This window comes from Bradyrhizobium sp. CCGUVB1N3 (genome assembly GCF_024199925.1).
Classification (GTDB): Bacteria; Pseudomonadota; Alphaproteobacteria; order Rhizobiales; family Xanthobacteraceae; genus Bradyrhizobium.
Genome location: NZ_JANADR010000001.1, coordinates 2,239,036 through 2,263,652 on the forward strand (window position 1 = coordinate 2,239,036; position 24,617 = coordinate 2,263,652).

At 64.0% G+C, this 24,617-nt stretch carries 22 protein-coding genes; 4 read left to right on the forward strand and 18 right to left on the reverse strand.

Annotated features, from left to right (window positions below):
- Positions 1–4: 4 nt before the first annotated feature.
- The 5 genes from NLM33_RS10685 to NLM33_RS10705 all read right to left on the reverse strand — a co-directional run bounded on the left by NLM33_RS10685 (position 5) and on the right by NLM33_RS10705 (position 5,516).
- Positions 5–1,111 (reverse strand): ABC transporter ATP-binding protein, encoded by a 1,107-nt coding sequence (locus NLM33_RS10685; RefSeq protein WP_254096009.1) that lies wholly within the window; start codon positions 1,109–1,111, stop codon positions 5–7.
- Positions 1,112–1,114: 3 nt separating this feature from the next.
- Positions 1,115–1,972 (reverse strand): carbohydrate ABC transporter permease, encoded by an 858-nt coding sequence (locus NLM33_RS10690; protein WP_254096010.1) that lies wholly within the window; start codon positions 1,970–1,972, stop codon positions 1,115–1,117.
- A gap of 14 nt (positions 1,973–1,986) precedes the next feature.
- Complete coding sequence (locus NLM33_RS10695) at positions 1,987–2,913, reverse strand: carbohydrate ABC transporter permease (RefSeq protein WP_371930113.1); 927 nt, start codon at positions 2,911–2,913, stop codon at positions 1,987–1,989.
- A 130-nt stretch (positions 2,914–3,043) separates the two neighbouring features.
- Positions 3,044–4,483, reverse strand: coding sequence for an extracellular solute-binding protein (locus NLM33_RS10700; RefSeq protein WP_254096012.1), 1,440 nt, complete (start codon positions 4,481–4,483; stop codon positions 3,044–3,046).
- 22 nt (positions 4,484–4,505) lie between these two features.
- The gene (locus tag NLM33_RS10705) at positions 4,506–5,516 is read right to left on the reverse strand and encodes a sugar-binding transcriptional regulator (protein ID WP_254105731.1); all 1,011 of its coding nucleotides are present in this window, start codon (positions 5,514–5,516) and stop codon (positions 4,506–4,508) included.
- A 161-nt stretch (positions 5,517–5,677) separates the two neighbouring features.
- Here NLM33_RS10705 and NLM33_RS10710 point away from each other — a divergent pair, with 161 nt between their 5' ends.
- The 3 genes from NLM33_RS10710 to NLM33_RS10720 are packed head-to-tail and all read left to right on the forward strand — an operon-like array spanning position 5,678 to position 8,861.
- Positions 5,678–6,958 carry an FGGY-family carbohydrate kinase gene (locus NLM33_RS10710; protein WP_254096013.1) on the forward strand — a complete coding sequence of 427 codons (1,281 nt, stop codon included), beginning with the start codon at positions 5,678–5,680 and terminating at the stop codon, positions 6,956–6,958.
- A complete protein-coding gene (locus NLM33_RS10715; RefSeq protein WP_254096014.1) occupies positions 6,955–7,824 on the forward strand; it encodes a TIGR01459 family HAD-type hydrolase in 870 nt (289 codons plus the stop codon). The genes NLM33_RS10710 and NLM33_RS10715 overlap by 4 nt, the downstream gene beginning before the upstream one ends.
- 8 nt (positions 7,825–7,832) lie before the next feature.
- Positions 7,833–8,861, forward strand: coding sequence for a class II aldolase/adducin family protein (locus tag NLM33_RS10720; RefSeq protein ID WP_254096015.1), 1,029 nt, complete (start codon positions 7,833–7,835; stop codon positions 8,859–8,861).
- 5 nt (positions 8,862–8,866) lie between these two features.
- Here NLM33_RS10720 and NLM33_RS10725 read toward each other — a convergent pair whose 3' ends face one another.
- From NLM33_RS10725 to NLM33_RS10740, 4 genes are all read right to left on the reverse strand, one after another.
- A complete protein-coding gene (locus NLM33_RS10725) occupies positions 8,867–9,823 on the reverse strand; it encodes an ornithine cyclodeaminase family protein (RefSeq protein ID WP_371929927.1) in 957 nt (318 codons plus the stop codon).
- Between the two features lie 32 nt (positions 9,824–9,855).
- Positions 9,856–11,139 carry an FAD-binding oxidoreductase gene (locus NLM33_RS10730; RefSeq protein ID WP_254096016.1) on the reverse strand — a complete coding sequence of 428 codons (1,284 nt, stop codon included), beginning with the start codon at positions 11,137–11,139 and terminating at the stop codon, positions 9,856–9,858.
- 6 nt (positions 11,140–11,145) lie between these two features.
- Positions 11,146–12,711 (reverse strand): aldehyde dehydrogenase family protein, encoded by a 1,566-nt coding sequence (locus NLM33_RS10735; RefSeq protein WP_254096017.1) that lies wholly within the window; start codon positions 12,709–12,711, stop codon positions 11,146–11,148.
- Positions 12,712–12,817: 106 nt separating this feature from the next.
- Positions 12,818–12,964 carry a hypothetical protein gene (locus NLM33_RS10740; RefSeq protein ID WP_254096018.1) on the reverse strand — a complete coding sequence of 49 codons (147 nt, stop codon included), beginning with the start codon at positions 12,962–12,964 and terminating at the stop codon, positions 12,818–12,820.
- A gap of 242 nt (positions 12,965–13,206) precedes the next feature.
- Here NLM33_RS10740 and NLM33_RS10745 point away from each other — a divergent pair, with 242 nt between their 5' ends.
- Positions 13,207–13,488 (forward strand): hypothetical protein, encoded by a 282-nt coding sequence (locus NLM33_RS10745; protein ID WP_254096019.1) that lies wholly within the window; start codon positions 13,207–13,209, stop codon positions 13,486–13,488.
- A 50-nt stretch (positions 13,489–13,538) separates the two neighbouring features.
- Here NLM33_RS10745 and NLM33_RS10750 read toward each other — a convergent pair whose 3' ends face one another.
- The 9 genes from NLM33_RS10750 to NLM33_RS10790 form a co-directional block, all read right to left on the reverse strand.
- Positions 13,539–14,174, reverse strand: coding sequence for a response regulator transcription factor (locus NLM33_RS10750; protein ID WP_027521051.1), 636 nt, complete (start codon positions 14,172–14,174; stop codon positions 13,539–13,541).
- A 146-nt stretch (positions 14,175–14,320) separates the two neighbouring features.
- Positions 14,321–14,950: a response regulator gene (locus tag NLM33_RS10755; protein WP_254096020.1), complete on the reverse strand. Its 630-nt coding sequence runs from the start codon at positions 14,948–14,950 to the stop codon at positions 14,321–14,323.
- Between the two features lie 94 nt (positions 14,951–15,044).
- Entirely contained in the window at positions 15,045–15,854 is an 810-nt protein-coding gene (locus tag NLM33_RS10760) for a sensor histidine kinase (RefSeq protein WP_254096021.1), read from the reverse strand.
- Positions 15,855–16,227: 373 nt separating this feature from the next.
- Positions 16,228–16,449, reverse strand: coding sequence for a hypothetical protein (locus NLM33_RS10765; protein ID WP_254096022.1), 222 nt, complete (start codon positions 16,447–16,449; stop codon positions 16,228–16,230).
- A 27-nt stretch (positions 16,450–16,476) separates the two neighbouring features.
- Complete coding sequence (locus NLM33_RS10770) at positions 16,477–17,298, reverse strand: outer membrane beta-barrel protein (protein WP_254096023.1); 822 nt, start codon at positions 17,296–17,298, stop codon at positions 16,477–16,479.
- A 208-nt stretch (positions 17,299–17,506) separates the two neighbouring features.
- On the reverse strand, positions 17,507–18,769 hold the full coding sequence (arcA, locus tag NLM33_RS10775; RefSeq protein ID WP_254096024.1) for an arginine deiminase: 1,263 nt from the start codon (positions 18,767–18,769) through the stop codon (positions 17,507–17,509).
- A gap of 56 nt (positions 18,770–18,825) precedes the next feature.
- Positions 18,826–20,259 (reverse strand): basic amino acid/polyamine antiporter, encoded by a 1,434-nt coding sequence (locus NLM33_RS10780; RefSeq protein ID WP_254096025.1) that lies wholly within the window; start codon positions 20,257–20,259, stop codon positions 18,826–18,828.
- A gap of 143 nt (positions 20,260–20,402) precedes the next feature.
- Positions 20,403–23,441 (reverse strand): efflux RND transporter permease subunit, encoded by a 3,039-nt coding sequence (locus NLM33_RS10785; protein WP_254096026.1) that lies wholly within the window; start codon positions 23,439–23,441, stop codon positions 20,403–20,405.
- Positions 23,438–24,541, reverse strand: coding sequence for an efflux RND transporter periplasmic adaptor subunit (locus NLM33_RS10790; protein ID WP_254096027.1), 1,104 nt, complete (start codon positions 24,539–24,541; stop codon positions 23,438–23,440). Before NLM33_RS10790 ends, NLM33_RS10785 begins: the two co-directional genes overlap by 4 nt.
- Between the last annotated feature and the right edge of the window lie 76 nt (positions 24,542–24,617).

Genomic DNA, 24,617 nt, shown 5'->3' on the forward strand with positions numbered 1-24,617 from the left:
CTCCTCACGCCGCCTGACGCCGGTGCGGCAGACCAACCCGGAGTCCCGTCGCACGATCGAACAACAGTGCCGCCTCCGGCGCGAAACGGACGAAGACGCCGTCGTCAGCACTCGCCATCGGTGAATCCGGCGGCAGCGCCGCGAGCCATTCGGAGCCATCGGCAAAGCGCAGCAGCAGCACGGCCCGTTCGTGCATCGGTGTGACCGCGACGACGCGCGCGGGAACGGCGTCTTCGCTGGCTGACCGGGTAATGACGAGATCATCGGGGCGAACGCCGAGCCAGCACTGACTGAGGTCGGCCGCCTGCTGATCCACGGGATCGAGCCTGACCTTTGTCCCGGCAATTTCGGCCGTCAGGCCCGCCTGTTCGGTGTGGGGCGAGACTTCGGCGAGATTGATGCTAGGATCGCCGAACAGGCGCGCCACCGCGACGGACGCCGGCCGGGCGTAGATTTCTTCGGGGCGTGCGACCTGGACGAGACGGCCCTCGATCAGCACCGCGATGCGGTCGGCGATCGCCATCGCTTCGCGATAGTCCTGGGTGACGTAGAGCACCGCAGCGGAGCTGCGGCGCAGCAGGCTCGGCAGCTCGAGCCGCATTTCATAGCGAAGTTTTGCATCGACGTTGCGCAAGGGATCATCCAGCAGCAGCACCTCTGGATTGCCGATCAGCGCACGCGCCAGCGCCGTGCGCTGCTTTTGCCCGTTGGACAATTCGCGCGGCATATGGCCGAGCACATGCTCGATCTTCAACAACCGGCTGATCGACGTGACCCGCGAGGCCAACTCTCCGCCCTTGGCCTTCGCCCGTAGGCCGCTCGCAATGTTGTCCTGCGCGCTCATATGCGGGAACAGCGCGAAGTTCTGGAAGGCCATGCCGATGCCGCGCTGCTCCGGCGGCGCGCCGACGATCGATCGCCCGCCAACCAGAATATCGCCCTCGTCGGGCTCGAACATGCCCGCGATCATGCGCAGCAGCACGGTCTTGCCGCTACCTGACGGCCCGAACACCGCAACGATCTCGCCGGGCTCGACCACCAGCGACAAGTTGTCGGCGCAACGCACCGCGCCGAAAGCCTTGCCGACGGAATTGAGTTCGAGACGCGCCATGTGTCAGCCTTTCACCGCACCGAGCGAGAGCCCCTCGACCAGATAGCGCTGCGCATAGAGCGCAAGCAGCAGCGTCGGCGTCACCGAGAGCACGATGGCGGCTGCGATCTGGCCGTACTGGATGCCGGAAGCCGTGACGAAGGCGAGCGCACCCACAGTCACCGGCTGCTTGTCGGCGGAGGCCAGGATCAGCGCGAAGACGAAATTGTTCCAGCAGAAGATGAAGGACAACAGACCCGCCGCCGCGATGCCGGGACCGGCGAGCGGCACCGCGATGCGGGTGAAGGCCTCGCGCCAGGAATGGCCGGCGAGCCGATAGGCGTGCTCGATGTCCGGGCTGATGTCCTCGAAATAGCCGCGCACGATCCACAGGATCAGCGGCAGCGCGATGAGCTGATAGACCCAGACGATGCCGAAATACGTGTCGCTGAGCCCGAGCTGCTGGTAGTACAGAGACAACGGCAGCAGCACGAGCAGAGGCGGCGCAAAGCGGAACGACAGCAACGTGAACGCGATGCTTTCGCCGAGCCGGAACTTGAACCGCGCGAACGCGTAGGCCGCGGGCACGCCGAGCAGCAGGGCCAGCAGCACCGCCGCACTCGACAGCACGAAGCTGTTCATGAGGTTGCGCATGAACGGAATCTCGAGATTTCCGGCCGTGGTTCGGAGCTGGCCAGAGATCAAGGCCTGATAGTTGGAAAGCGTCGGCTCGAACAGGATGTGCGGCGGAATCCGAAGGATCTGTTCATTCGTCTGGAACGACATCATGAGGATCCAGACGATCGGGAACATGAAGAAGATTAGCACCAGCGCCAGCGCCATGCCCCGGAAGATGCGACCTGCGAGACTGGAATGATCCATCGCCGCCTCCGCCCTTACGCGTGACCGTGGGCGCGTGCGCGCAGCCGCAGCCAGTTCTTGATGAAGATGTTCGACAGGATGTTGGTGATCAGCCACAGGATCATCAGCAGCGCCGCCGAACGGCCGACGTTCGTGTACTGGAAGAATTCGAGATAGGCCTGGACCTGGAACACCATCAGCCGGTCGCCGGGCCCGCCCTGCGTCATCGCATAGATGATGTCGAACTGCTGGATCGAATCAAGCAGGCGGAACAGCGAGGCCGTGATGATGTAGGGCGCGAGCATCGGCAGCGTGATGCGGAAGAACACGAAGCTTGCCGGAACGCCGTCGAGCGCCGCGGCCTCGAACGGCTGGCGCGGCAGCGAGCGCAGGCCGGCGAGCAGCAGGATCATGATGAAGGGCGTGTAGACCCAGATGTCGACCAGCACGACCGTGAACAGCGCGCTCGACGGGTCCGACGCCCATTTGAAATCGTGCACGCCGAACAGGCTGACCAGATAGGACAGGATGCCGAAGCTCGGATTGGTCATCAGCTTCCACATCAGCGCGGCGATTGCGGGCGCCGTCATCAGCGGCAGCAGGAGCACGATCGACACCGCATTGTGGAAGCGCGTCGGCCGCCGCAGGAGCAGCGCGATGCCGAGGCCAAGCAGAAGCTCGAGCACCACAGTCAAGGCGGTGTAGACGAGCGAGATGCGCAGCGTATTCCAGAATGCGGGGTCGGAGAGGAAGTCGATGTAGTTGTCGACACCGATGAAGCCGCGCAGATACGGCAGGTTCAGCCGATAGCGCTGGAGCGAATAGACCGCGGCCGTCACGAACGGCACGAGGATGGCGATGCAGACCAGCAGAGCCGGCAGGCTCAGCAGGTAAGGCAGCATGCGCCCGCGCAGCCTCGTGGTGCGGCGCGGAAGCGCGTTGGTCTGAAGGAGTTGAACCATGCTCATGATGATACGGGATCACATACTCTCTGCAACACCGCCGGCCCGGATCGGGTAGGCGTTCCGAACCGGCGGGTTGTCGTGGCGCGGAGGAATTGAGGCACCACGAAAGGCATCAACCGAGGCAAGCTTAACCAAGACCTGCCTGTTTCAGCTGACGGTTGATGCTGTCGGCGAGCTTGTCGAGGCCTTCGTCGACGCTGATCTCCTTGGCGACCATCTTCTGGAGCGAGGCCGCCCATTCGGTGGTCAGGTCGAAGAACAGCGGCTGCGCCGTGAAGTAGATCTTGGCGCCCGGGGCGGAGACGTCATGCTGTTCCAGATAGCCGGGATAGGATTTCGCGATGCGGTCGCGGAACTCCGAGTCCTTCCAGACCGAGGCACGCACCGGGTTGACAAAGTCCATCTTGCGGGCACCGAACAGGCCGTGCTCGGTCGAGGCCGCCCATTGCATGAACACCCAGGCCGCATCCTTCTGCTTGGAGAAGCTCGACATTGCGAGCGACCAGATCCAGACGTTTGGCGTCGGCGCCTTGGCCGCCGGGTTCGCGGCGAAGGGCGCGTAGCCGAGATGGCCCTTCTCCTTGTTATCGCCGCCGTTCATGAAGTAGCCGAGAATATCGGCATCGAAGATCATGCCGGATGCGCCGGCGCCGAGGTCGGTGCCGACCTGGTACCAGGTGTAGGTCGACCAGTTCTTCGGACCCGAGCCCTGGATCATCTTGACCCATTTCTCGTGGAAGTCCTTCGAAGCCTTGGTGTTCATCGCGGCCTTCAGCTTGCCGCCTTCCATCACAAAGTCCTTCTGGCCGAAGTTCGAATAGGCCGAGAGGAATCCGGGATGGATCGTCGCCCAGGAGCGCGAACCACGAACGCCGACGCCGTATGGCCCGCCTGCGTCCTTGGTGATCTTCGCCGCGACCTCGAGCATTTCGTCGAGGTTCTGCGGCGGCTTGACCCCGACCTTGTCGAAGATGTTGCGATTGTAGGCGATGTTATTGAGCTCGTAGCCCCAGGGGATGCACCACTGCTTGGCCTTGCCCGAACCGAGCTCGGAGCCCGCGACGCCGTCCCATGCGGTCGAGGACCGCAGGCCCGGCAGCACGTCGTCCCAGGCGAAGGCCGGGTTGGTCTTGGCGGGATCCTTGATGTAGGTGTTGAGGTCCTCGATCCAGCCGGCCGGACCGTAGGTCCAGGTCATGTACGCGCCGGTCATGAAGGCGTCGTACTGATCCGACTTCGACGACAGCGCCGCCGTCACCTTGTCGAAATAGACGTCCTCCGGGAAGATGTCGTACGTAACGTTCATGCCCGTCAGCGCCTTGAACGCTTCGAGGTCGCCGATCATGGCATCGACGTAGGGATGCTTGTTCAGCAGCAGTTTGACGGACTTGCCGCTGTAGGCCTTCCAGTTGAAGTCCGCGGCCATCGCCCGCGACATCGCGGAGGCGAAGCCTGCATTGGCCGCTGCGCCGGCGATGCCGAGCTTGGCGGCTCCATCCAGTAGATCACGCCGGCTAATACGTTTGCCGGCGTAGGAATCGAACAGATTCTTCTCGCGGTCGTGCATAGTAACCTCCCATGGTGCGCGTTTACGTTCCCTTCCGACCCTTGTTCTTGGTTTTGCCGGATGTTGCCTCCGGCTTGTCGGTAGCGAGTGCCTGCGCTGTCACCTCATCGATGATGAGGCCGTGCAGGAGGCTGCTGCGCAACACCGCGCGCAGCGCCGTGACTTTTGCCCGTCCGCCGCCGATCGCGACGATGCGGTGTTTCCTCAAATCGGCCGCCTCCATCGAGGTGGCGCGCGCCGAGAGGTCGATGTCGAGCATCGCGCCATCGGCATTGAAGAAGTGGCCAAGCAGATCGGCGCAAGCGCCATTGCGCTTCAGTTCCACGACCTCGTCCGGCTTGATCATGCCGCTCGAGACCAGAAAGCCCTCGGCGTGGATCTGGCCGACGCCGACGAACAGCAGCGAGGCCTTGCGGGCGAGCGCGAACACGTCGGCGATGCCGTACTGCTGCATCAGCACCGCACGGTCGGCGACGGAATTGGCGAACACCGGAACCGGCAGAAGATAGGCCTCCGCGCCGGTGCGCTCGGCGAGCCGATGGATGACGTCGAACGGATTGGCGGCAAATTTCCGCGTCAGTCCACCGAGCAGCGACACGAATTGCACGCCGCGAGCCGGCGTCTGCGGCAATTGTTCCACCATCGCGGCGAGCGTGCGGCCATGGCCGACGCCGATGATCTTGTGCTCGCCGCGCTCGAGGAGCTGCCGCAGGTAGCTGGCACCCTCCAGCGCCAGCGCCTTCAGCGGCAGGTCGCCCTCGCCGAGGTCGGGCGCGACCCGGCAGAAGGAGAGCCCGTAACGCTCGACCAGCGTGTTCTCCAGCGCGACGCATTCGGCCACCGGCCCTTCCACGAAGACCCGGATCATGCCCTCGCGGCTGGCGCGCGCGATCAGCCGGTGCGCCTTGGTGCTCTGGATATTGAGGCGGTCGGCAACCTCCGACTGCGTCAGCCCGGCGGCGAAATAGAGCCAGGCCGCGCGTGTCGCGAGCGAGGCTTCGCCGTCAATCGTCGCCAGCCTGTCGGGTTGCATCACCACGGCGAAAAAGCCCGCTTGCAAATTTCTTCATCTCTTGCAAAAAATTGCAGAGGCCGGCCGGGACGTCAATCCCCAAAACGTGCTGCAGTGCAATCGGGGGCCGCGATTGTGATCGCAGCCGCAACGGTCACAGTGTGAAAGGGAGGTGAGAGCGCATGACCGGTGTGTTCCTCGGCATCGACGTCGGAACCAGCGGCGTCCGCGCCTGCGCCGTCGATGCGCGCGGCGACATCCAGGGCATGGCGTCTGCCACCCTGCCCCCGCCGCGGCAGGACGGTGATGCGATCGATCAGGATCCGGAAGTGTGGTGGCACGCGAGCGTTGTTGCGATCAGCAAGCTCGGACGCAGCATCGATCTCGAAGCCGTCGAGCGCGTTTGCGTTGACGGCACGTCCGGCACGCTGCTCCTGATCGACGCGGCCGGCCGGCCCTGCACGCCGGGGCTGATGTACAATGATGCCCGCGCGACAAAGGAAGCGCAGCGCATTGCAACGATCGCGCCGAAGGAAAGCGGCGCTCACGGCGCCAGCAGCGCATTGGCGAAACTGCTTCATTTGCTGGGCCACAGCGAAGCGATAGGCGCGCGCTTTGCCGTGCATCAGGCCGATTGGATCGCCGGCCGGCTGGCGGGAACTCAAGGCGTCAGCGACGAGAACAACGTCCTCAAGCTCGGCTACGATCCCGTCACGCGCAACTGGCCGGCCTGGCTCGATCAGCTCGGCGTGCCCCACACGCTCCTGCCGCGCGTGTTGGTGCCGGGGACGCCGTTTGCCGAGATCGATCCGGGGATTGCCTCAGAGCTCGGCCTGTCGAAAACGGCGCGCATCACGGCCGGCACCACCGACGGCGTCGCCGCTTTCGTTGCGACGCGCGCCGATAGCCCCGGCGATGCCGTGACCTCGCTCGGAACGACGCTGGTCGTCAAGCTGCTCGCAACGCAGCCGATCTTCGCTGCCAACCAGGGCGTCTATTCGCACCGCCTTGGCGAGCGCTGGCTCGCCGGCGGCGCCTCCAATTCCGGCGGCGGCGCGCTGCTCGCGCATTTTTCGGCGGCAGACATGGAACGGCTGACACCGCAACTGCGGCCGGAGGAACCAACCGGGCTCGACTACTATCCTTTGCCAAAACCCGGCGAGCGCTTTCCGATCGCCGATCCGACGCTGGCCGCACGCATCGCGCCGCGCCCGGCGGAAGATCATCGCTTCTTCCAGGCCCTGCTCGAAGGCATCGCGTCGGTCGAGGCCCTCGCCTATGAGCGTCTCGCCGCTCTCGGAGCACCGCGACTGCGCCGCGTCGTCAGCATCGGCGGCGGTGCGAAAAACGCGGCATGGACCGAGATCAGGCGCCGCGCGCTCGGTGTTGCCGTCACGACGGCCGAGCAAACCGAGGCAAGCTATGGCGCAGCGCTGCTGGCCTTGCAGGGCAGCCCGTCATGAGAGCCGGCACCATCGAAATCGATGCGTTGAGCGCGATCGCCGACCGGTTCGATCACGTGCTGCTCGACCAATGGGGCACGCTTCATGAAGGCGGCACCGTCTTTCCGGCCGCACGGGACTGCGTGGCAAGACTCAAGGCGGCGGGCAAGCGCGTGCTCGTGCTGTCGAACTCCGGCAAGCGCGCGCGCAGCAACGAAGAGCGGCTGACCCGGCTAGGCCTGCCGCCGACGGCCTATGACGGCATCCTGACCTCCGGCGAAGTGACCTGGGCGGGATTGCTTCAACGCGCGCGCGCCCCGTTCGCCGATCTCGGCCGATCATGTCTTCTCATCACGCGCGGCGGCGATCATTCTGTTGTCGATGGTCTCGACCTTTCGATCGTGACCGAAATCGAGAAGGCCGATTTCATTCTGCTGGCCGGCCTCGATGATGACGTCGCCGAACCCGAGCAATGGCGCGCGCGCTTCGGCGCGGCGGCAGCGCGCCGATGCCCGATGCTGTGCGCCAATCCTGATATGACCATGTTCAGCGCGAACGGATTGATCCCGGCGCCGGGCGCCTTGGCGCGGTTCTACGAGAAGCTTGGCGGCGCCGTGGCATTCGTCGGCAAGCCGCACGCGCCGATCTTCGAGGCAGCGCTGGAGCAACTCGGCCATCCCGATCCGAAGCGGGTCCTGATGATCGGCGATTCCATCGATCACGATGTCGCCGGCGCGCGGGCCAAGGGAATGCTGACCCTGCTCCTCGGCGCGGGCGTGCACCGGGACGCGCTCGCCGGCGCGCCCGATCTGCCGGCGGCGATCCGCATGCTGGCGGGGTCGCCGGAGATGACACCGAATTGGCTGATGAATCACTTGACCTGGTGAGGCCTGCGATGCGGGAGCCTGCACAACTCGACGATCTCCGCCACATGTCGGCGCGCGTCGGCCGCGACATCCTGCTGGTGCAGGGCGCCGGCGGCAACTCCTCGATCAAGGATGGCGACGTGCTCTGGGTGAAGGCGTCCGGCACCTGGCTTGCGGATGCGGAAGCCAAGGACATCTTCGTGCCGGTCTCGCTTGGCGCAGCGCGCGCCGCGCTCATGCAAGGCGACGAAAAGGTGCCTCTCGCTCCCGACGCCAACACGCCATTGCGCGCCTCGATCGAGACCTCGCTCCACGCGCTCATGCCGCATCCTGTCGTGTTGCACGTCCATTCCGTGAACACGATCGCCTGGGCAGTGCGGTCCGACGCGCGCGAGGAGCTTGCCGGGCGCCTGGACGGATTGGCCTGGCGCTGGCTCGACTATCATCATCCGGGACTGCCGCTGGCAAAGGCCGTGAATGATGTTCTGGCGGAGGACGCCGTGGATGTCCTGATCCTCGGCAATCATGGGCTGGTGGTCGGCGCTGACAGCTGTGTGGCAGCAGAGGCGCTGGTGCACGAAGTGGAGAGGCGGCTCGCGCTTACCCCGCGCAACGCCATACCTGCCGATGACGAGGCACTCCGCTCAATCTGCGCCGGCACGGACTATCGTTCACCAAAAGATCCGCTGTGCCACAGCATCGCGATCGACCGCTACAGCCGTGCCATTGCGACCAGCGGCTCGCTGTATCCGGACCATGTCGTCTTCCTCGGTCCCGGCCTGCCCGTGCTGGACCATGGCGAGGATCTGCGCGTCCTGACGTCGCGACCCCGGTCGGACCGGTTGCCGCCTCCGGTCGCGCTCCTCGTTCCCGGGCTCGGCTGCGTCATTCGCAAGGATGCGAGCGATGGTGCCGAAGCCATGCTGACCTGTCTCGGACTGGTGACCTGCCGCGTGCCCCTTACGGCAGAGGTCCGCTATCTCTCAGCCGAGAACGAGCATGCATTGCTGAACTGGGACGCCGAACGCTATCGCCAGCAATTGACCGCCGATCGCTGACCCGGTCAGCCGCCAATCCCGGAATCCCATCCGCCGACGAGGAGCGATGCGGCCGCGAGATCCTCGGACGCCGCCCCGACCGACTTGAACAACGTGATCTCGCTCTCCTCCAGACGGCCGGGCCGCGCGCCGCTGGTCAGCTCATGCAGATCACCACAAATCCTGCCGGCGTCCCAACGTCCGGCGGCGATCGGCTGGAGCAGATCGCCGGCCTCCGCGAGCGCGCCGCCGTAGGTATCGACGAAAACGCGGCTGCGGCAGATGGCCTCGTCGTCGCTCTCCCGCATGTTGGGCGTGAACGCGCCGACGAGATCGAGATGTGTGCCCGGCCTCAAGTATCGGCCCAGGATGATGGGCTCGACCGATGTCGTCGCGCAACTGACGATGTCCGCCTCGGCCAAAGCCGCCGGCAGATCGGCAACCCCCTCGGCGGCGAACCCTTGCCGGGAGATCTCGCCTGCAAAAGCCTGCGCGCGCTCCGGGTTACGGCCCCAAACGAGCACGCGCGCGATCGACCGCGTGGCGCGATGCGCTGCCGGCAGACAGGCTGCGATGCGACCCGTCCCGATCACGAGCAAAGTGCTGCTGTTCGGGCGCGAGAGATAGCGCGATGCAAGCGCAGACGCTGCCACCGTCCGCCGATTGGTCAGCGCCTCGCCGTCGATCAAGGCACGCGGCTGGCCGGTCGAGCCGTCGAACAGCGTGTAGAGCGACGACACGGCGCCCAGGCCAAGGGACGCGTTCGCAGGGAATACCGTGACGAGCTTCACCCCGAGCGCCTTGCCTCTCTCCCAGGCCGGCATGGTCAGGAGATGACCGGGCTTGTCGGGCGTTCCGACGTCGTAACTCTGCCGAACCGGCATCGCCTCGCCGCCTCGTCGGAAGGACTCGGCCAGCGCGTCGATCAGTCTGACGTAGTCGAGGCCGGCCTCGACCTCTGCGGCGGTATAGTAGCGCAGCAAGATTCCCTCATTTCATCTATGGTGCATGGAATTCACAGCCGCGCTTCGGTCAGATGAACGAGCTGGGATCCGGCGCGGTAGAGAGCCTCCTGCGCGAGGCGGAAGCGCGGCTCCTCGCAAGCTGCGACCGGCAGCGGAAGGTCGCTTTCAGCGACATGGCCGAGCACGTAGGATGCCAGCACACCGCCAAACACCGTGCCCGGCGCGATGCCCCGGCCGTTGTAGCCGCTGAAGGCAATGACGTTGCGGTCGAGCTTGTGAAAGCGCGGTAGATTGTCCGAGGTCATGCCGATCATGCCGAACCAGCCCGCCTCGAACCTGATGTCGGCAAGCTGCGGAAACAATTTTCGCAGCGAACGAATGGCCCACGCTCGGTGGATCGCGGCGCCGCTTCCCTCGAGCGCACCGACGCTGCCGAACACCAATCGGCCCGCGCGATCGAAGCGGAACGAGGAGAGCACCTGCTTGGTGTCCCAGGCTCCCTGCCGCTCCGGCAGGATCGACGCCTTCAGATTGTCCGACAAAGGCTCGGTCGCAAAGTTGAAATAAGGCAGATGAATCTGCTCCTGCCGAACCTGCGACCACGGTCCCTGCGCATAGGCATCGGTGGCAACGATCACCCAATCCGCGCGGACTGATCCCGCTCCGGTGTCGATCTTCCAGCGCGAGCCGTCCTCGTGCGCAGCAAGAACCGGACTTTGGGTGAATATCATCGCGCCCGCCGCCAGCGCGACACGCGCCAGGCCGCGGACATAGGCGAGCGGCTGAATGGTGCCGGCGCGCTTGTCCAGCAGCGCACCGGCGTAGTCGCCGCCGCCGATTTTGCGGCGCGTTTCCTCGGCGTTGAGCACCGCGACCGGTGCACCGCGCCGCTGCCATTGCTCCGCGCGGGCCTCGATCTCGGCCAGGCCCTTGCTTCCGACGGCGCAATGCAGCGTGCCCGCGCGCTCCGGCTCGCAATCGATGCCGTGTCTCTCGATGAGATCGAACACTCGCTGTGGTCCTTGACCGAGAAGGTCGATCAGGCGCTCGCCAAAGGTCTGCCCCAGCGTCGCGGTGAGAGCATCGGGCATGACCCACATGCCCGCATTGACGAGACCGACATTGCGCCCCGAGCCGCCGAACCCGATTTCGGACGCTTCGAGCACGGCGACGCGCGCGCCTCCCTCGGCGAGATGAAGCGCAGAGGACATGCCGGTATATCCGCCGCCGATGACGACGACATCGACATCCAGCTCGCCCAGGAGCGTCATGGTCTCGGGCGCGGCCGGCGCCGTCAGCGCCCAAAGACCGTGCGATCGGGGATCATCGTGCATCAGGTCTCACACCACGTCGAACTTGACGCCCTGGGCCAGCGGGAGCGTCCGGCCATAATTGATGGTGTTCGTGGCCCGGCGCATGTAGGCCTTCCACGCATCGGACCCGGACTCGCGTCCGCCGCCGGTCTCCTTCTCGCCGCCGAACGCGCCGCCGATCTCGGCGCCGGACGGACCGATATTGACGTTGGCGATGCCGCAATCGGAGCCGCGCGCCGACAGGAACGTCTCGGCCTCGCGCAGGTCGTTGGTGAAGATCGACGAGGAGAGCCCTTGCGGAACGGCATTGTGCAATTCGAGCACGGCATCGAGATCGCTGTATTTCATCACATAGAGGATCGGCGCGAAGGTCTCCTGCTCGACGGGCCCAGTCTGTGCTGCGATCTCGACCAGCGCGGGACGAACGTAGTGCGCGTCCGTGGCGCCCTCGACGGCAATCCGCTCGCCGCCGTGAATGACGGCTCCTGCCCCCTTCGCGGCCTCGAGCGCGCCCTGCATTGCACGATAGGCGGCGCCGTCGATCAACGGACCAACCAGCGTGCCGGCTTCCAGGGGACTGCCGACGGCAACAGAGGCGTAGGCCCGCTTCAGCCGCGGAACAAAGCTGTCATACACGCTCTCATGGACGAAGAGACGGCGAAGCGTCGTGCAACGCTGGCCGGCGGTTCCCATCGCGGCAAAGGCAACGCCGCGCAGCGTCAGGTCGAGATCGGCCGTCGGCGCGACGACGGCCGCATTGTTGCCGCCGAGCTCGAGAATTGCGCGCGCGAAACGCTTGGCGAGCCGCGGTCCCACGGCGCGGCCCATCGCGGTCGAGCCCGTGGCCGACACCAGCGGGACCTTCGCATGATCGACAAGCACTTCGCCGAGGTCGCGGCCGCCGATCAGCAGCGCCGCTAGCCCTGCGGGCGCGCTTCCGCCTTCCTTCGTAAAGCGCGTCAGCGCGCGGTCGAACAGCGCCTGCGTCGCCAGCGCAGTCAGCGGGGTTTTCTCGGACGGCTTCCACACGATGCTGTTGCCGCAGACGAGGGCGAGCGCCGCGTTCCATGCCCAGACTGCCACCGGGAAATTGAACGCGGAGATGATGCCGGTCACGCCAAGCGGATGCCAGCTCTCCATCATCCGGTGCTCGCCGCGCTCAGTGGCGATGGTCAGGCCGTAGAGCTGGCGGGACAGCCCGACGGCGAAGTCGCAGATGTCGATCATCTCCTGGACTTCGCCGAGGCCCTCGGACACGATCTTGCCGACCTCGATCGAGACCAGCCAGCCCAATGCCTGCTTGTTGGCGCGCAGCTCTTCGCCGAACAGCCGGACCAGCTCACCGCGCTTCGGTGCCGGCACGAGCCGCCAGACCTGGAACGCCGCGTGCGCCTTCGCAATCAGCGCGGCGGCATCGGCCGCGCTGACTTCCCTGACCTTCCCGACGATCTTGCCGGTGATCGGCGTCTGCACGGCCAGCGTGCCTTCCGCGTAGCTCGCGCGGCTCACGCCGAGGTCGGCGAGGAGCCTGTCGACCTCAGCGGCAAGATCGGCGGTGTGAGCTTGTGTCTGAGGAGCGGATTTGACGGACATGACAGGCTTTCCGAAGTCGGCGTTGATTTGGACGGCGCGACCGTTTGGCTGCGCAGGACGGCTCTTGATCGAACTGAAGTGGCTGCTGGTCAATGGCTAATTCTCATCAGGCCACAGCTCGGACATGCCGCGCAGCCATCGAAAACTCGTTGCTGCCCGCCCAAGGAGGCGCCACCAGGACATCATGCGAGATTTGCATGAACTTGCCGAAGTATTCCTGCCTTTTCAAGGCCGTCAAACGACGATTGCTCAACAGGTCATTCCTACGCGGAATAATCAGCCGTCCCGCCGATTCCTGCCGTCCACCGCCCTCCTCGCCGCCTTTGAAGCGGAGACGTACGCATCGGCAGGACCTGGTTCAGCCGCGCAACGCTTAACGAAAATTCATCGACGACGGCTGCAATTCACGCCGATTTGTCTACCCGCGTGAACTATCAGCCCAGATAATTTGCGCTGCGCCGTAGTTGGGGCCGGGCAAGTTGAACGGAGGCTAGCATGCAGAAAGCCACGGTGCATGTCGCAGCGGTGATCCTCGTTCTGGTTGCGGCGGCCGCAGCGTATGCAAAAGGCAGCGCGCACGGCGGAGGATTGGCGGCACCAGCCAACCCGGCGGTCCCGCCGACCCTGACGTCCAACTCGCACCTTTTGGATTATGCACCTCTGCCCGCCGAGCGGCAGGTAACACGGAGCGAGGACCCGTCTCTCGCGCGCGACCTTGGGCCCACACGCGAAGAGAGCGACCTCGACAGCAAGCTGGCGATCTGTCGAGGCTGCTGATCGCGCTATGAGGCGCCATCACCGAGATGCGGCCTCTCCGCGGGTTTCCTTCACGGCGCCACCAGTCTCTTGCGAATGGCATAGCGGACCAGCTCAGCCGTCGACGACATCCCGAGCTTGCGCATCGCCGATGCGCGATGCGTCTCAACCGTCTTCACGCTCAGCTTCAGGATGGTGCTGATGGATCTGTTGGTATGTCCTTCGGCAATGAGCTGAACCACGCTCTGCTCGCGCGAGGTGAGCAGCATGGCCGACTTGTTCTGCTTGTTCAGCTGGTAGTCGTGGAGCAGCTTTTCCAGCAGCAGGCTGGTGAAGTAAGGTCTGCCGTCGAGCAGCGCCTCGATGGCGGAAATCAGGTGGTTCCTGGCATCCGACTTGAACAGGAACCCGCGGACTCCCGCCAGGATGGCTTCGGTCAGCAGTTCCTCATTCTCGTGCATCGTCAGGATCAGCACTTCCGTGCGCACATGCAGCGCCTTCAGGCGACGGCTGACCTCCAGCCCGTTCATGAGCGGCATCGAATAGTCGACGATCACGATATCGGGCCGCGTCTCCAACGCCAATGCGACCGCCTGCTCGCCATTGGTCGCCTCTCCGCTGACGATCCAGTTGGAGCGGGTTTCGACGATCGCCCGCAGCCCGGAGCGCACGACTTCATGATCATCCGCAATCACGATGCGCTTCACGACGTCGTTCCCGTATGCCGGCCCGCGGGGCCCATCGAGCGATCGATGGAGGCGACCGGCAGAAAGATCGAACAATCATACCGGCCGCGGTCCAGCGGGTTATCCCACAAAACCCTGAAATCCCTCGGCGATTGTACCCAAAGGCCTCATACCTCGATCAGCCCGGCCCGCACCGCGTAGCGGACCAGCCCGGCCGTCGAATTCACGTCGAGCTTGCGCATCGCGGCCGCCCGGTGCGCTTCCGTCGTCTTGACGCTGAGGTTCAGGATGGAGCTGATCCCCTTGTTGCTGTAGCCCTCCGCAACCAGCTTCACGACGAGCTGCTCCCGCGGGGTGAGCGCCTGCCTGCTGTCCAAGCCGGGGGTCAGCCCGCAATCCAGATCGTCCTGACAGCTCCTGGTGCAGAACGGCTTGTGCGCCAGAAGCGCCTCGACCGCCGCCAGCAGCAGCTTGTTGGCGTCGGACTTCAGCAGGAACGCGCGCGCACCTGCCTGGAACGCCTCCTGCGCGAGCAGGCTGGAATTGTGCACCGTGAAGATCAGCACCTCGGTTTGAAGCGGGTATTCCCTGATCCGCCGTGCGACTTCCACTCCGGTCATGCGCGGCATGGAAAAATCGACGATGGCGACGTGGGGCTGGTTGGCGATTGCAGCGGCAACGGCCTTGCTGCCGTCATTGGCTTCAGCGACCACCTCCCAATCCGCCCGCTGTTCGAGCACGGCGCGCAGACCCGATCGCACCGCCTCGTGATCATCTGCGATCAAAAACCGCTTCATGGCAGCCCACTCCAAGTTTTTTGACACGGTGGCAGCCCCAGGCGCCAGGCGCGATAGACGATTTCGGCCACCACCGGTGATCAGTTTTCTTCTTTCACGATGTGCCTACGTGGACCCTCGCGACTGTTGTGGCCTTCCTGCTACGTTTGTTTCCGACGACATCGCGCGGCAACACCGCCAGCAATGTGGTGCCGGAATGTCGCGCCGCCGAGTCGGATTGGATGTGAAGCGTGCCTCCGATCTGCTGCAATCTGGCCCGCATGGCCGGAATCCCAACGCCCATCACGGCCTTCGTGCCGGACCTCGCACGGTCAACCGGAAAGCCCCGCCCGTTGTCGCTGACCGTCAGTTGAAAATGGTTGCCGCTCGAGGCGACGGCGATTTTCACTTCCGTCGCCTTCGCATGACGAAAGACGTTCGTGAGGGCCTCCTGGATGACCCGAAGCAGCGCATGCTGCTTGTCACGCGACAAGCGATCGATATCCGACGAAATCCTGGTCGTGACGCGCAGGGATGTCCGCGCGGCAAACCCCCGCGAATACCGCTCGATCGTCGCTTTAAGACCGTCAACGGTGAGATTCTGCGGGTGCAGCAGATAGGCAAATGCGCGGATCTCCCGCAGCGCTTCGTCGATCGAACCATCGATCTCGTCACATAACCGCGCAGCACCGGCCGGGTCGTTCAGGCAGGTGCGCAGGCGCATCAGCCCGAGGCTCGCCGCGATCAAATGCTGACAGGTCGAATCGTGAAGATCGGACGCAATCCGCTGCTGGATGCACTCCTGGAGCGACACCAGGCTGGCGTTCGCATGACCGTCGGCCAGTTCTTCTTCCGGACCAATCGGCAGCCACTCCCTGACGCCGGACCGTTTCGACTCGCAGGTGGGGGAGCCATGTAGCTTCATGGTACGCACTCACTCTTGGAGTGACTCCCGGCATCGAAACTCACTGCCGAGTCTTCAACGGTCCCGAACGCGAGAGTCGCTCCCTGCCCCGTCGACGCAACGTCGGATGATCATCTCAGGATCAAGACCCGCGCCTCGGCGTTGCTCGATTATACACCCCGGGATCAGGTGCACTACCAAGTAGAACTCGATGCGGATTGAAATCTCGAATATGTGAGATGAAGTCCGGAGCGGTATGACTATGCAGCCCGTGCCAGATCGGTTGCGAACCGACGCTCAACATCAATGCAACAGAGACTAAAACGCCTTCCATCAGGCTCCACGGGCGCACCGGCGGAACAAAACTCCGCCACGACTCCCCAAGCGCTCAGGACTAGCGTTTGCTGGCGCTGGACTTCTTCTTCCCTTTTGCGGGCGGTACGAGCTGCTGGGGCGGCACGATCACGAGGGGATGATGCGGCACCTCGAGGCGATTCGTGGCGGCGTCGTCCCTGAGGGCATCGGTATCCAGGCGCTGACCCCGGTCCACCGAATCGCGCGGTTCCGCAACCGCAGTCGACGCCGTCATGAGTCCAACGACTGTTCCCAGCACCATGCGTCTCGTGATCAACTGACCGACCTTTCAAAAAGCAAAATCCAGTCGCGGACCGATCCGGAGATCCCTGTAACGCCGCACCGCAACGTTGGACGTCCGCACCTCGTAAAGCACGGTGGTCGTCAGCGACAGGTTGCTCGCGAAATTGTACTTCAGCCCGACATCCGCCGAGTAGATCTGATCCCGGCGGCCGGTATTGAGTCCGTCGGTGAACCAGAAGGCTTCGAACAACGGCGTGCTCACGATCGACCATTTCGGGGCGAGCATGATCTCGATGCCCAGCACGGCATCGAAGCGCCAACGGCGCGCCTCCGCGAGATCAGAGAACCGATAGGTCAACAGCAACAGCGGCGACAGGGTCACGTTGTCGACGCGGAAATCTCGTGCCACCGATCCCATCACGTCGTGCGAGATGAAGGCCAAATCACGGTACACGCCATCGAAGTCGTAGCGGTTCTCGTAGATCGCGGAGAATCGCCAGCCGTCCCAGTTCTCGGTCAGCCGCGCGCCCAGGCGGGCCACGGCGGCATTGCCGTCCTTCTCGGTAGCGAACGCATCGTACTGCGTGCGGGCATAAAACCGGTAGGACAGATCATTGGTCAGGTTGCCGTCCAACCTGAGGCTCACGTCGGGCTCATAGTATAGGTCGGATCTGCGGTTGTCGCGACTGAACAGGGCATTGTCGGTGAGTGTCGGGGAGAGCGAACCGACGACACTCCACGAGGGAGCCGCGTAATACGGAACGGGCGCGCTCGCCGCCTTGAATTCAGTGAGGTCGAGGTCCGACGCCCATGCGCCACCAGCGCCGACCAATCCCAAAGCCGACAAGAGAATTGCGGCCTTCTGCATGTCGCTCCTCGATGGCCTCTGCGTACACTGCGAATCTTTTCATGCTGTTCTACGATTGTGGCGTGTCGGTGATTTAATTTTAAATCTCGAGTTGAAACGGCTAGTCGGGTTTTCACGGAAGGCCGGCGTACTGCCGCACGCACGGAACCCCGCGCTGCAACAACGCCCGGCCGAGCAAGGCGTCGCGGCCGGACTTCGCGCGATCCGCCTAATAATCCACCGCGTCCCGAGTGATCGGACAGGTCATGCAATGACCGCCGCCGCGGCCGCGGCCGAGCTCCGCGCCGACGATGGTGATCACCTCGATACCCTCCTTGCGCAGCAAGGTGTCGGCGTAGGTGTTGCGATCGTAAGCGAACACGACGCCGGGAGACGCGCAGACCAGATTGGCGCCGCTGTCCCACTGCGTGCGCTCGCGCATATAGGCGCTGCCGCCGGTCTCGACGACGCGCAGCTTCTTCAGGCCCAAGGCTTCCGCAATGACCTGCACGAACGGCTTGTCGTCCTTGCGCAGCTCGATGCCGGTGGCGTTGTTTGCGGGCCGGTACGAGAACGCCCTGATGGTATCGACGATGTCGGGATAGATCAGCACGCAATCACGGTCCGCGAAGGTGAAGACGGTATCGAGATGCATCGCCGCACGGAGTTTTGGCATCGCGGCCACGATCACGCGCTCCGCCGCTTTCTTCTTGAACAAGGCCGCAGCAAGCTGGCTGATCGCCTGCCGCGAGGTGCGCTCGCTGAGGCCGATCAGGACGTTGCCCTTGCCGATCGGCATCACGTCGCCGCCTTCCAGCGTGGCAAGGCCATGATCCTGGGTCGGGTCACCCCACCAGACGTTGACCTTCCCCGCAAAGTCCGGATGGAACTTGTAAATCGCCGTGGTGAGGATCGGCTCTTCATGCCGCGCCGGCCAATAGAGCGAATTGAGGGTGACGCCGCCATAGATCCAGCAGGTCGTATCCCGCGTGTACAGCGTATTGGGCAGCGGCGGCAGCAGATACTCGGTCATGCCGGCTGCCTCGCGAATGAGCCGCAGCGTCTCGCCGCCATGGGCGTCCGGAAAATCGTAGGTGGAAACACCGCCGATCAGGGTTTCGGCCAGGTCACGCGGCTTGAGGCTCTCCAGATAGGCGCGCAGGTCGTCGACGATATCTGGCCCGACCTGGTTGGGAACGACCTGGTTGTCGAGGATCCATTTCCTGGCCTCGGGGATCGCGACGGTCTCGGCAAGCAGATTGTGCATCTCCACCACTTCGATGCCGCGATCGCGCATCTTCTGCACGAAATCGAAATGATCGCGCTTGGCATTGTCGACCCACAACACGTCGTCAAACAGCAGCGTGTCGCAATTGGAGGGCGTAAGACGCTGATGGGCGCGGCCCGGCGAGCAGACCATCACCTTGCGCAACTGTCCGACCTCAGAGTGCACGCCGAAAGCAGTGGAGGAGTCCGAAGCTTGCTTTGCCATGGGAACTGCCTTGCTTAGATGGTCTTGCTTAGGTGGTCTTGCTTAAGTGGTCTTGCCTAGATGGTGATGTAGCCGGTCGCCAATCCGTGAATCCCGACCACGGCGCCGATCACGGCCACGATGAAGATGATCCATTCGACCGGCTTGAAGACCTTTGCCCTCTGCTCCAGGCGAGCCCAGAAATACAAGACCGTACCGGGCGCATAGAGAATCGCGGCCAGCAGCAGGTATTTCATCCCCGCCGCATAGATCAGAAACAGCGTGTAGACGACGGCGATTCCGGTGAAGATCAGGTCGCGCCTGCGCTGGTCCGGACGCTTCTCATAGGTCTCGCCCCGCCTGACCAGCAAGAGCCCGTAGGCGGCGACCAGGAAAAACGGAATGAGGTTCATGACGCTCGTCAGATTGAGCATGAATGCGAATGCGTCGCGCGACCAATAGGTGCTGATCACGAAGAGCTGGACGACCACGTTCGTCAACCACAGCGCGGCCGCCGGCACCTTGTTCGCGTTCTCCGTGCCGAACACCGCCGGCATGTCTCTCGTCCGGCCGGCGGCGGAGAGCACTTCGGCGCAGATCAGCGACCACGCGAGATAGGCGCCCAACACCGAAATCAGAAGTCCAATGCTGACGAAGACGGCGCCCCAGTGCCCGACCACCGCCTCCAGCACCGTCGCCATCGAGGGCTGCCGCATGTCCGCGATCTCGGCGCGCGGGAGCACGGCATAGGGCAGCATGGTGACGAACACCATCAGGCTCGTCACGATCACGAAGCCGAGGATCGTCGCAGCTCCGACATGGGCACGCTCGCTGGCATAGCGCGAATAGACGCTGGCGCCCTCGATGCCGAGAAAGACGAACACCGTGACCAGCATGGTCGCCCGGATCTGCTCGAACAGGCTCTTGTCCGGCGTGCCCTCGCCGCCCCAGAAATTGGCGCGGAACATGTCCGCCTTGAAGGCGAAGATCAGGATCGCGATGAAGACCAGGATCGGCACGATCTTGGCGATGGTGACGATGGTGTTGATCGCGGTCGCCTGCTGCACGCCGCGCAAGATCATGAAGTGGAACAGCCAGATGCCGATGGAGGCGACGATGATCGCGGTGACGGTGTTGCCATCGCCGAACACGGGAAAGAACGCACCCAGCGTGGACTTGATCAGGACCCAGTAGGATACGTTGCCGATGCAGCTCCCGGACCAGTAGCCGAGCGCGGACAGGAAACCGGGATAGTCGCCAAATCCCGCTTTCGCATAGGCATAGACGCCGGCGTCGAGATCGGGCTTGCGTTCGGCCAGCGACTGGAAAACACGGGCCAGTGTGTACATGCCGCCACCCGCGATGCACCAGGCAAAGATGGCTCCGAATGGACCGGTTGCGATGCCGAAGGTCCGCGGCAACGAGAAGATGCCCGAGCCGACCATCGAACCGACCACCATCGCGGTCAGCGCGAAGAGTGAAAGCTTCTGGGTCGATGACGTCGCGGTCATGGAGGCCTCGCGCAGCCTGCAGTGTCTTCCTTCACCTTCGGGTTGCGACTATGCGCCGTCAATGTCACAGGGAACATCGGGTGATTACCTAATCGCGGATCAGGATTCCCCTCGCTGGACACCGGCTTCAGGCGATCGCAATCCTAGCTTCGTCGCTGTTGACCGAACCAGGTCACGTACAATGTCGGCAGGAAAACGAGTGTCAGAACGGTCGCAACCAGAAGCCCGCCCATGATGGCAACGGCCATCGGTCCCCAGAATACGGTCGGCGCAATGGGGATCATGCCGAGAACGGTCGATACGGCCGTCAGCATGATCGGCCGAAATCGCGAGCTGCTGGCATCCACGGCCGCCTCCCAGGGACCCTTGCCTTGCGAACGCTCCGCGTCGATCTGGCTGATGAGGATCACGGCGTTCTTGCTGATCATGCCGAGCAGAGCGAGCACGCCGAGAATTGTGACAAAGCCCATCGGCCTGCCCGAGAGCAGCAAGGCGGCTACCACGCCGATCATCCCGAGCGGCGCTACGCTCAAGACCATCAGCAATCGCGGGAAGCTCTGCAACTGAACCATGAGAACCGTGAGCATGACGAACAGCATCATGGGTACGACCGCGATGACGGACGCCTGCGACTTCTGACTCTCTTCCACAGTCCCGCCGACGACCACATCGTATCCAGGGAGAAGAGTGGTCCTCAGCTTCTCCATGGCGGGCGACAGTGAGTCCACGACCGCGCCCGGGAGTACGCCGCCGGTGATGTCGGCACGGACCGTCAGGGTCGGAACGCGATTGCGCCGCCAGATCAGTGGATATTCCTGCTGGTATTCGAATGTCGCAAACTGGTTGAGTGGCACCGTCTTCCCGCTCGGGAGCGGCACCTGGAGCGTACGCAGGGTCGACAGCGAGACCCGCTCTTCATCGAGTGCTCGTGCCACGACATCGACCAGATAGATATCGTCCCGGACCTGGGTCACGGTTGCACCGGATATGACGGTGTTCAACACGCTGGCGATCGCCTGCGAGCTCAATCCAAGCAAGCGCGCCTCATCCTGATCGACGCGGATGCGAACCTGGCGGTCGGGCTCCATCCAGTCGAAATTGACACTTTTCGCGTTGGGGTTGGAGGCGATGGTCTGCCCGACCTTCAGCGCGATCTCCCGTACCTTCTCCACGTCGGGACCGTTGACCCGATATTGCAGCGGCCAGCCAACCGGCGGACCAAGCTCCAGAGGAGACACGGCCGAAACCGCGCCTGGAAACTCTTCCGCCAGGAAGCGCTCCAGTTTCGCGTGCAGGCGCTCGCGCGCCGCAACATCCTTTGCCACCACCACGGCCTGGGTGAAGAAATTGTTCGGCAGCTCGACGTTGAGCGGCAGATAGAAGCGGATCGCGCCGCGTCCCACATTGGTGCTCCAATGATGGACGTCAGGATCTCCAGCCAAGGCCGCATCGAGGCGTTTCGCCGCCGTTTCGCTCGCGTAGATCGACGCATTCTGCGTCAGGCTGAGATCCACCAGCAATTCTGGCCGATCGGACGACGGAAAGAATTGCTGCGGGATCAATGGCAGCGCCAGAATGGACGCAACGAACAGCGCAAGCGATATCGCGATCGTCAGCCATTTGGCGCGCATGGCGACCGAGAGAAAGCTCCGGTAGAAGCCGTATATCCTGCCGGGCGCCGCCGCACTCCTCTGCTTCGGTGGAACGAGGATGACGACGCCGATCAACGGCGTGAAGATGACCGCCACGAACCACGACACCAGGAGCGCGATCGCAACCACGGCAAACAGCGAGAACGTGTACTCGCCGGCCGAGCTCGCGGCAAAGCCGACCGGTATGAAGCCCGCGATCGTCACGAGCGTGCCCGCGAGCATGGCAAAGGCGTAGCTGCGATACGCGAACGTCGCCGCCTCCATCTTGCTGTCGCCTTTCGCGAGCCGGTTGAGTGTGGCGTCCGTGGTCGTCATCGCATCGTCGACCAGCAACGCGAGCGCGATGATGAGAGCGCCAAGCGATATCCGCTGCATATCAATGCTGATCAGCTTCATGATCGGAAAGACGATCGCGAGCGTCAACGGGATGGCAAGCGCGATGATGAGGCCTGGACGAACGCCGAGGCTGATGAAGCTCACGGCGAGGATGATGGCGATTGCCTGCAGGAGCGACGTCATGAACTCGCCGATCGCCCCGTCCACCACGACCGCCTGATCGGCCACCAGGCTCGGCTCGATTCCGATCGGAAGGTTTGCCGTGATCTCGGCCATCGCCTTCTTAATGTTCCTGCCGAGCGCAAGAATGTCGCCGCCGTCACGCATGGCGATCGCGAGCCCGATTGCCGGCTGACCATTGACTCGAAACATCGGTTGCGGAGGATCGACGTTGCCGCGCCGCACCCGCGCAATGTCGCTCAGGCGGATCGTGCGGCCGCCGGCCACGAAATTGACGTTCGCGATATCCTGTTCCGACGAGAAGCCGCCCGTCACCCGGACCGAGATGCTCTCCTTGCCCGTCTGAATCGTGCCTGCGGGCCGCACGATGTTCTGCGCCTGCAGTGCGGCGAGCAGTGCCGCACGATCGATACCCAGGGTGGCGAGTTCCTGCTTGGAGAATTCGACGAGGATCACCTCGTCCTGCACACCGAGCAGCTCGATCTTCGACACGTCGGGGACCTGCAGCAATCGGGAGCGGATGTCCTCGACACGGTCGCGCAACTCGCGCTGCGTGAAGCCGTCGCTGGTAAAACCGTAGATGATCCCGAAAGTATCGCCGAAATCGTCGTTGAAGCCCGGACCGATCACGCCGGCCGGCAGGGTGTGGCGCATGTCGCCGACGCTCTTTCGCACCTCGTACCAGGTATCGGAGACTTCCCTCGCGCTCGCGCTTCCCTTCAGGTTGACGAAGATCGTGGTGAGACCTGCCCGGGTGAAGCTGCGCAGGAAATCCAGATGCGGCGTTTCCTGCAACTGGCGTTCGAGCCGCTCCGTGACCTGTTTCATGGTCTCCTCGGCCGAGGCTCCCGGCCAGGCGGCCTGGACGACCATGGTCTTGATGATGAAGGACGGATCTTCGTTCCGGCCCAGCCGGAAATACGCCAGGCACCCGGCAATCACCGCGACTATCATGATATAGACGACCAGCGAGCGGTGCTTGAGCGCCCATTCAGAGAGGTTGAAACCGGTCATGGCTCCGACCCGAGCACGCGTACCTTTTGGCCCGGGTGCAGCGCCTGAACGCCCGCGGTGACGATGATGTCGCCGGCGGCCAGGCCCTGCGAGATGATCACCTGCGCCTGGTCGTAGCGCAGGACTTCGACGTTGCGCGCCGAAACCACGTTGGTCGCGGGATCGACGATCCACACAGCGGGCTGCTGGTTCAGCCGGGTCAGCGCCGATGCCGGTATGTCGATCACCGGTCCCGAGCTGGTTTCGACGCGTCCGTTCACGGTTGCGCCAAGCTGCATCGCCGCGGGAGGATCGGTCAAGCCGACTTTGACCTCGAACGTCCGGGTGACGGGATCGGCTTGCGCGGCAATCTGGCGAATGCGTCCCCGCGCCGTGACCCTCGGATCGTCGGCCAAGCTCACAATCACCTCCAGGCCGGCCGGTGCCGACCTGACCAGTTGAGCGGGAACGTCGAAAACCGTGTCACGGCCATCCTGCCGCGCGATCCTCGCTATCATTTGCCCGGCCTGAACAACCTCGCCGGCCGACGGTCCTGTCGCGGTGATCTTGCCCGGCGCGTCGGCGCGAAGCTCGGTGAAACTGACGAGGTCGTTCGCGGAGTTCAGTTGGGCTTCGGCCGCATCGACCTGCGCCTGGGCAGTCTGTTGGGCCTGCGTCGCCGCCTCGAAGTTCGCCCGCGTGGTCCAGCCCTGCGCCAGCAAGGTCTCTTGGCGCTCATAGTGGTTGCGCGCCTGCGTCAACTGGCCCTGGGCCGCAGCAAGACCAGCCTTTGCCTGACGCAGCGCGTTCAGCTCATTCTGAGGCTCCAGTCGAGCCAGCAATTGTCCCGCCTCGACCCGATCACCGATTTTGGTGTCGTTCGCGAGCAGGCGCCCCGAGATGCGGAATGCGACGCTCACTTCGTCCTCGGCCTCGATGCGCCCCGTGAAGGTCACTAGCGAACGGGCCTCGCGCTTTTCGACCGTCTCGGTGCGAACCGGGCGCGGCTGCGGCACATTTTTCGTTTCGTCTTCCCTTCCGCAGCCCGCCAGCAGCAGCGACGATGCTGCCGCAACCGTCAACAGGAAGACCTGACGAGGCGTCACTCGGCTGCCGCACATGAAGCTGGGCCCTTCGCGTTCCGGAATCGAGTGGTTGCCGGGGCGATCAGCCGTTCCGAGGGCTACAGGTTCCCGG

Coding starts and splice junctions, on each gene's coding strand:
- NLM33_RS10770 (WP_254096023.1), bottom strand. CDS start 17,298: ATGCAGAAGGCCGCAATTCTCTTGTCGGCTTTGGGATTGGTCGGCGCT.
- NLM33_RS10780 (WP_254096025.1), bottom strand. CDS start 20,259: ATGACCGCGACGTCATCGACCCAGAAGCTTTCACTCTTCGCGCTGACC.
- NLM33_RS10790 (WP_254096027.1), bottom strand. CDS start 24,541: ATGTGCGGCAGCCGAGTGACGCCTCGTCAGGTCTTCCTGTTGACGGTT.
- NLM33_RS10760 (WP_254096021.1), bottom strand. CDS start 15,854: ATGAAGCTACATGGCTCCCCCACCTGCGAGTCGAAACGGTCCGGCGTC.
- arcA (WP_254096024.1), bottom strand. CDS start 18,769: ATGGCAAAGCAAGCTTCGGACTCCTCCACTGCTTTCGGCGTGCACTCT.
- NLM33_RS10745 (WP_254096019.1), top strand. CDS start 13,207: ATGCAGAAAGCCACGGTGCATGTCGCAGCGGTGATCCTCGTTCTGGTT.
- NLM33_RS10785 (WP_254096026.1), bottom strand. CDS start 23,441: ATGACCGGTTTCAACCTCTCTGAATGGGCGCTCAAGCACCGCTCGCTG.
- NLM33_RS10705 (WP_254105731.1), bottom strand. CDS start 5,516: ATGCAACCCGACAGGCTGGCGACGATTGACGGCGAAGCCTCGCTCGCG.
- NLM33_RS10695 (WP_371930113.1), bottom strand. CDS start 2,913: ATGGTTCAACTCCTTCAGACCAACGCGCTTCCGCGCCGCACCACGAGG.
- NLM33_RS10690 (WP_254096010.1), bottom strand. CDS start 1,972: ATGGATCATTCCAGTCTCGCAGGTCGCATCTTCCGGGGCATGGCGCTG.
- NLM33_RS10710 (WP_254096013.1), top strand. CDS start 5,678: ATGACCGGTGTGTTCCTCGGCATCGACGTCGGAACCAGCGGCGTCCGC.
- NLM33_RS10765 (WP_254096022.1), bottom strand. CDS start 16,449: ATGGTGCTGGGAACAGTCGTTGGACTCATGACGGCGTCGACTGCGGTT.
- NLM33_RS10755 (WP_254096020.1), bottom strand. CDS start 14,950: ATGAAGCGGTTTTTGATCGCAGATGATCACGAGGCGGTGCGATCGGGT.
- NLM33_RS10730 (WP_254096016.1), bottom strand. CDS start 11,139: ATGCACGATGATCCCCGATCGCACGGTCTTTGGGCGCTGACGGCGCCG.
- NLM33_RS10685 (WP_254096009.1), bottom strand. CDS start 1,111: ATGGCGCGTCTCGAACTCAATTCCGTCGGCAAGGCTTTCGGCGCGGTG.
- NLM33_RS10715 (WP_254096014.1), top strand. CDS start 6,955: ATGAGAGCCGGCACCATCGAAATCGATGCGTTGAGCGCGATCGCCGAC.
- NLM33_RS10735 (WP_254096017.1), bottom strand. CDS start 12,711: ATGTCCGTCAAATCCGCTCCTCAGACACAAGCTCACACCGCCGATCTT.
- NLM33_RS10700 (WP_254096012.1), bottom strand. CDS start 4,483: ATGCACGACCGCGAGAAGAATCTGTTCGATTCCTACGCCGGCAAACGT.
- NLM33_RS10720 (WP_254096015.1), top strand. CDS start 7,833: ATGCGGGAGCCTGCACAACTCGACGATCTCCGCCACATGTCGGCGCGC.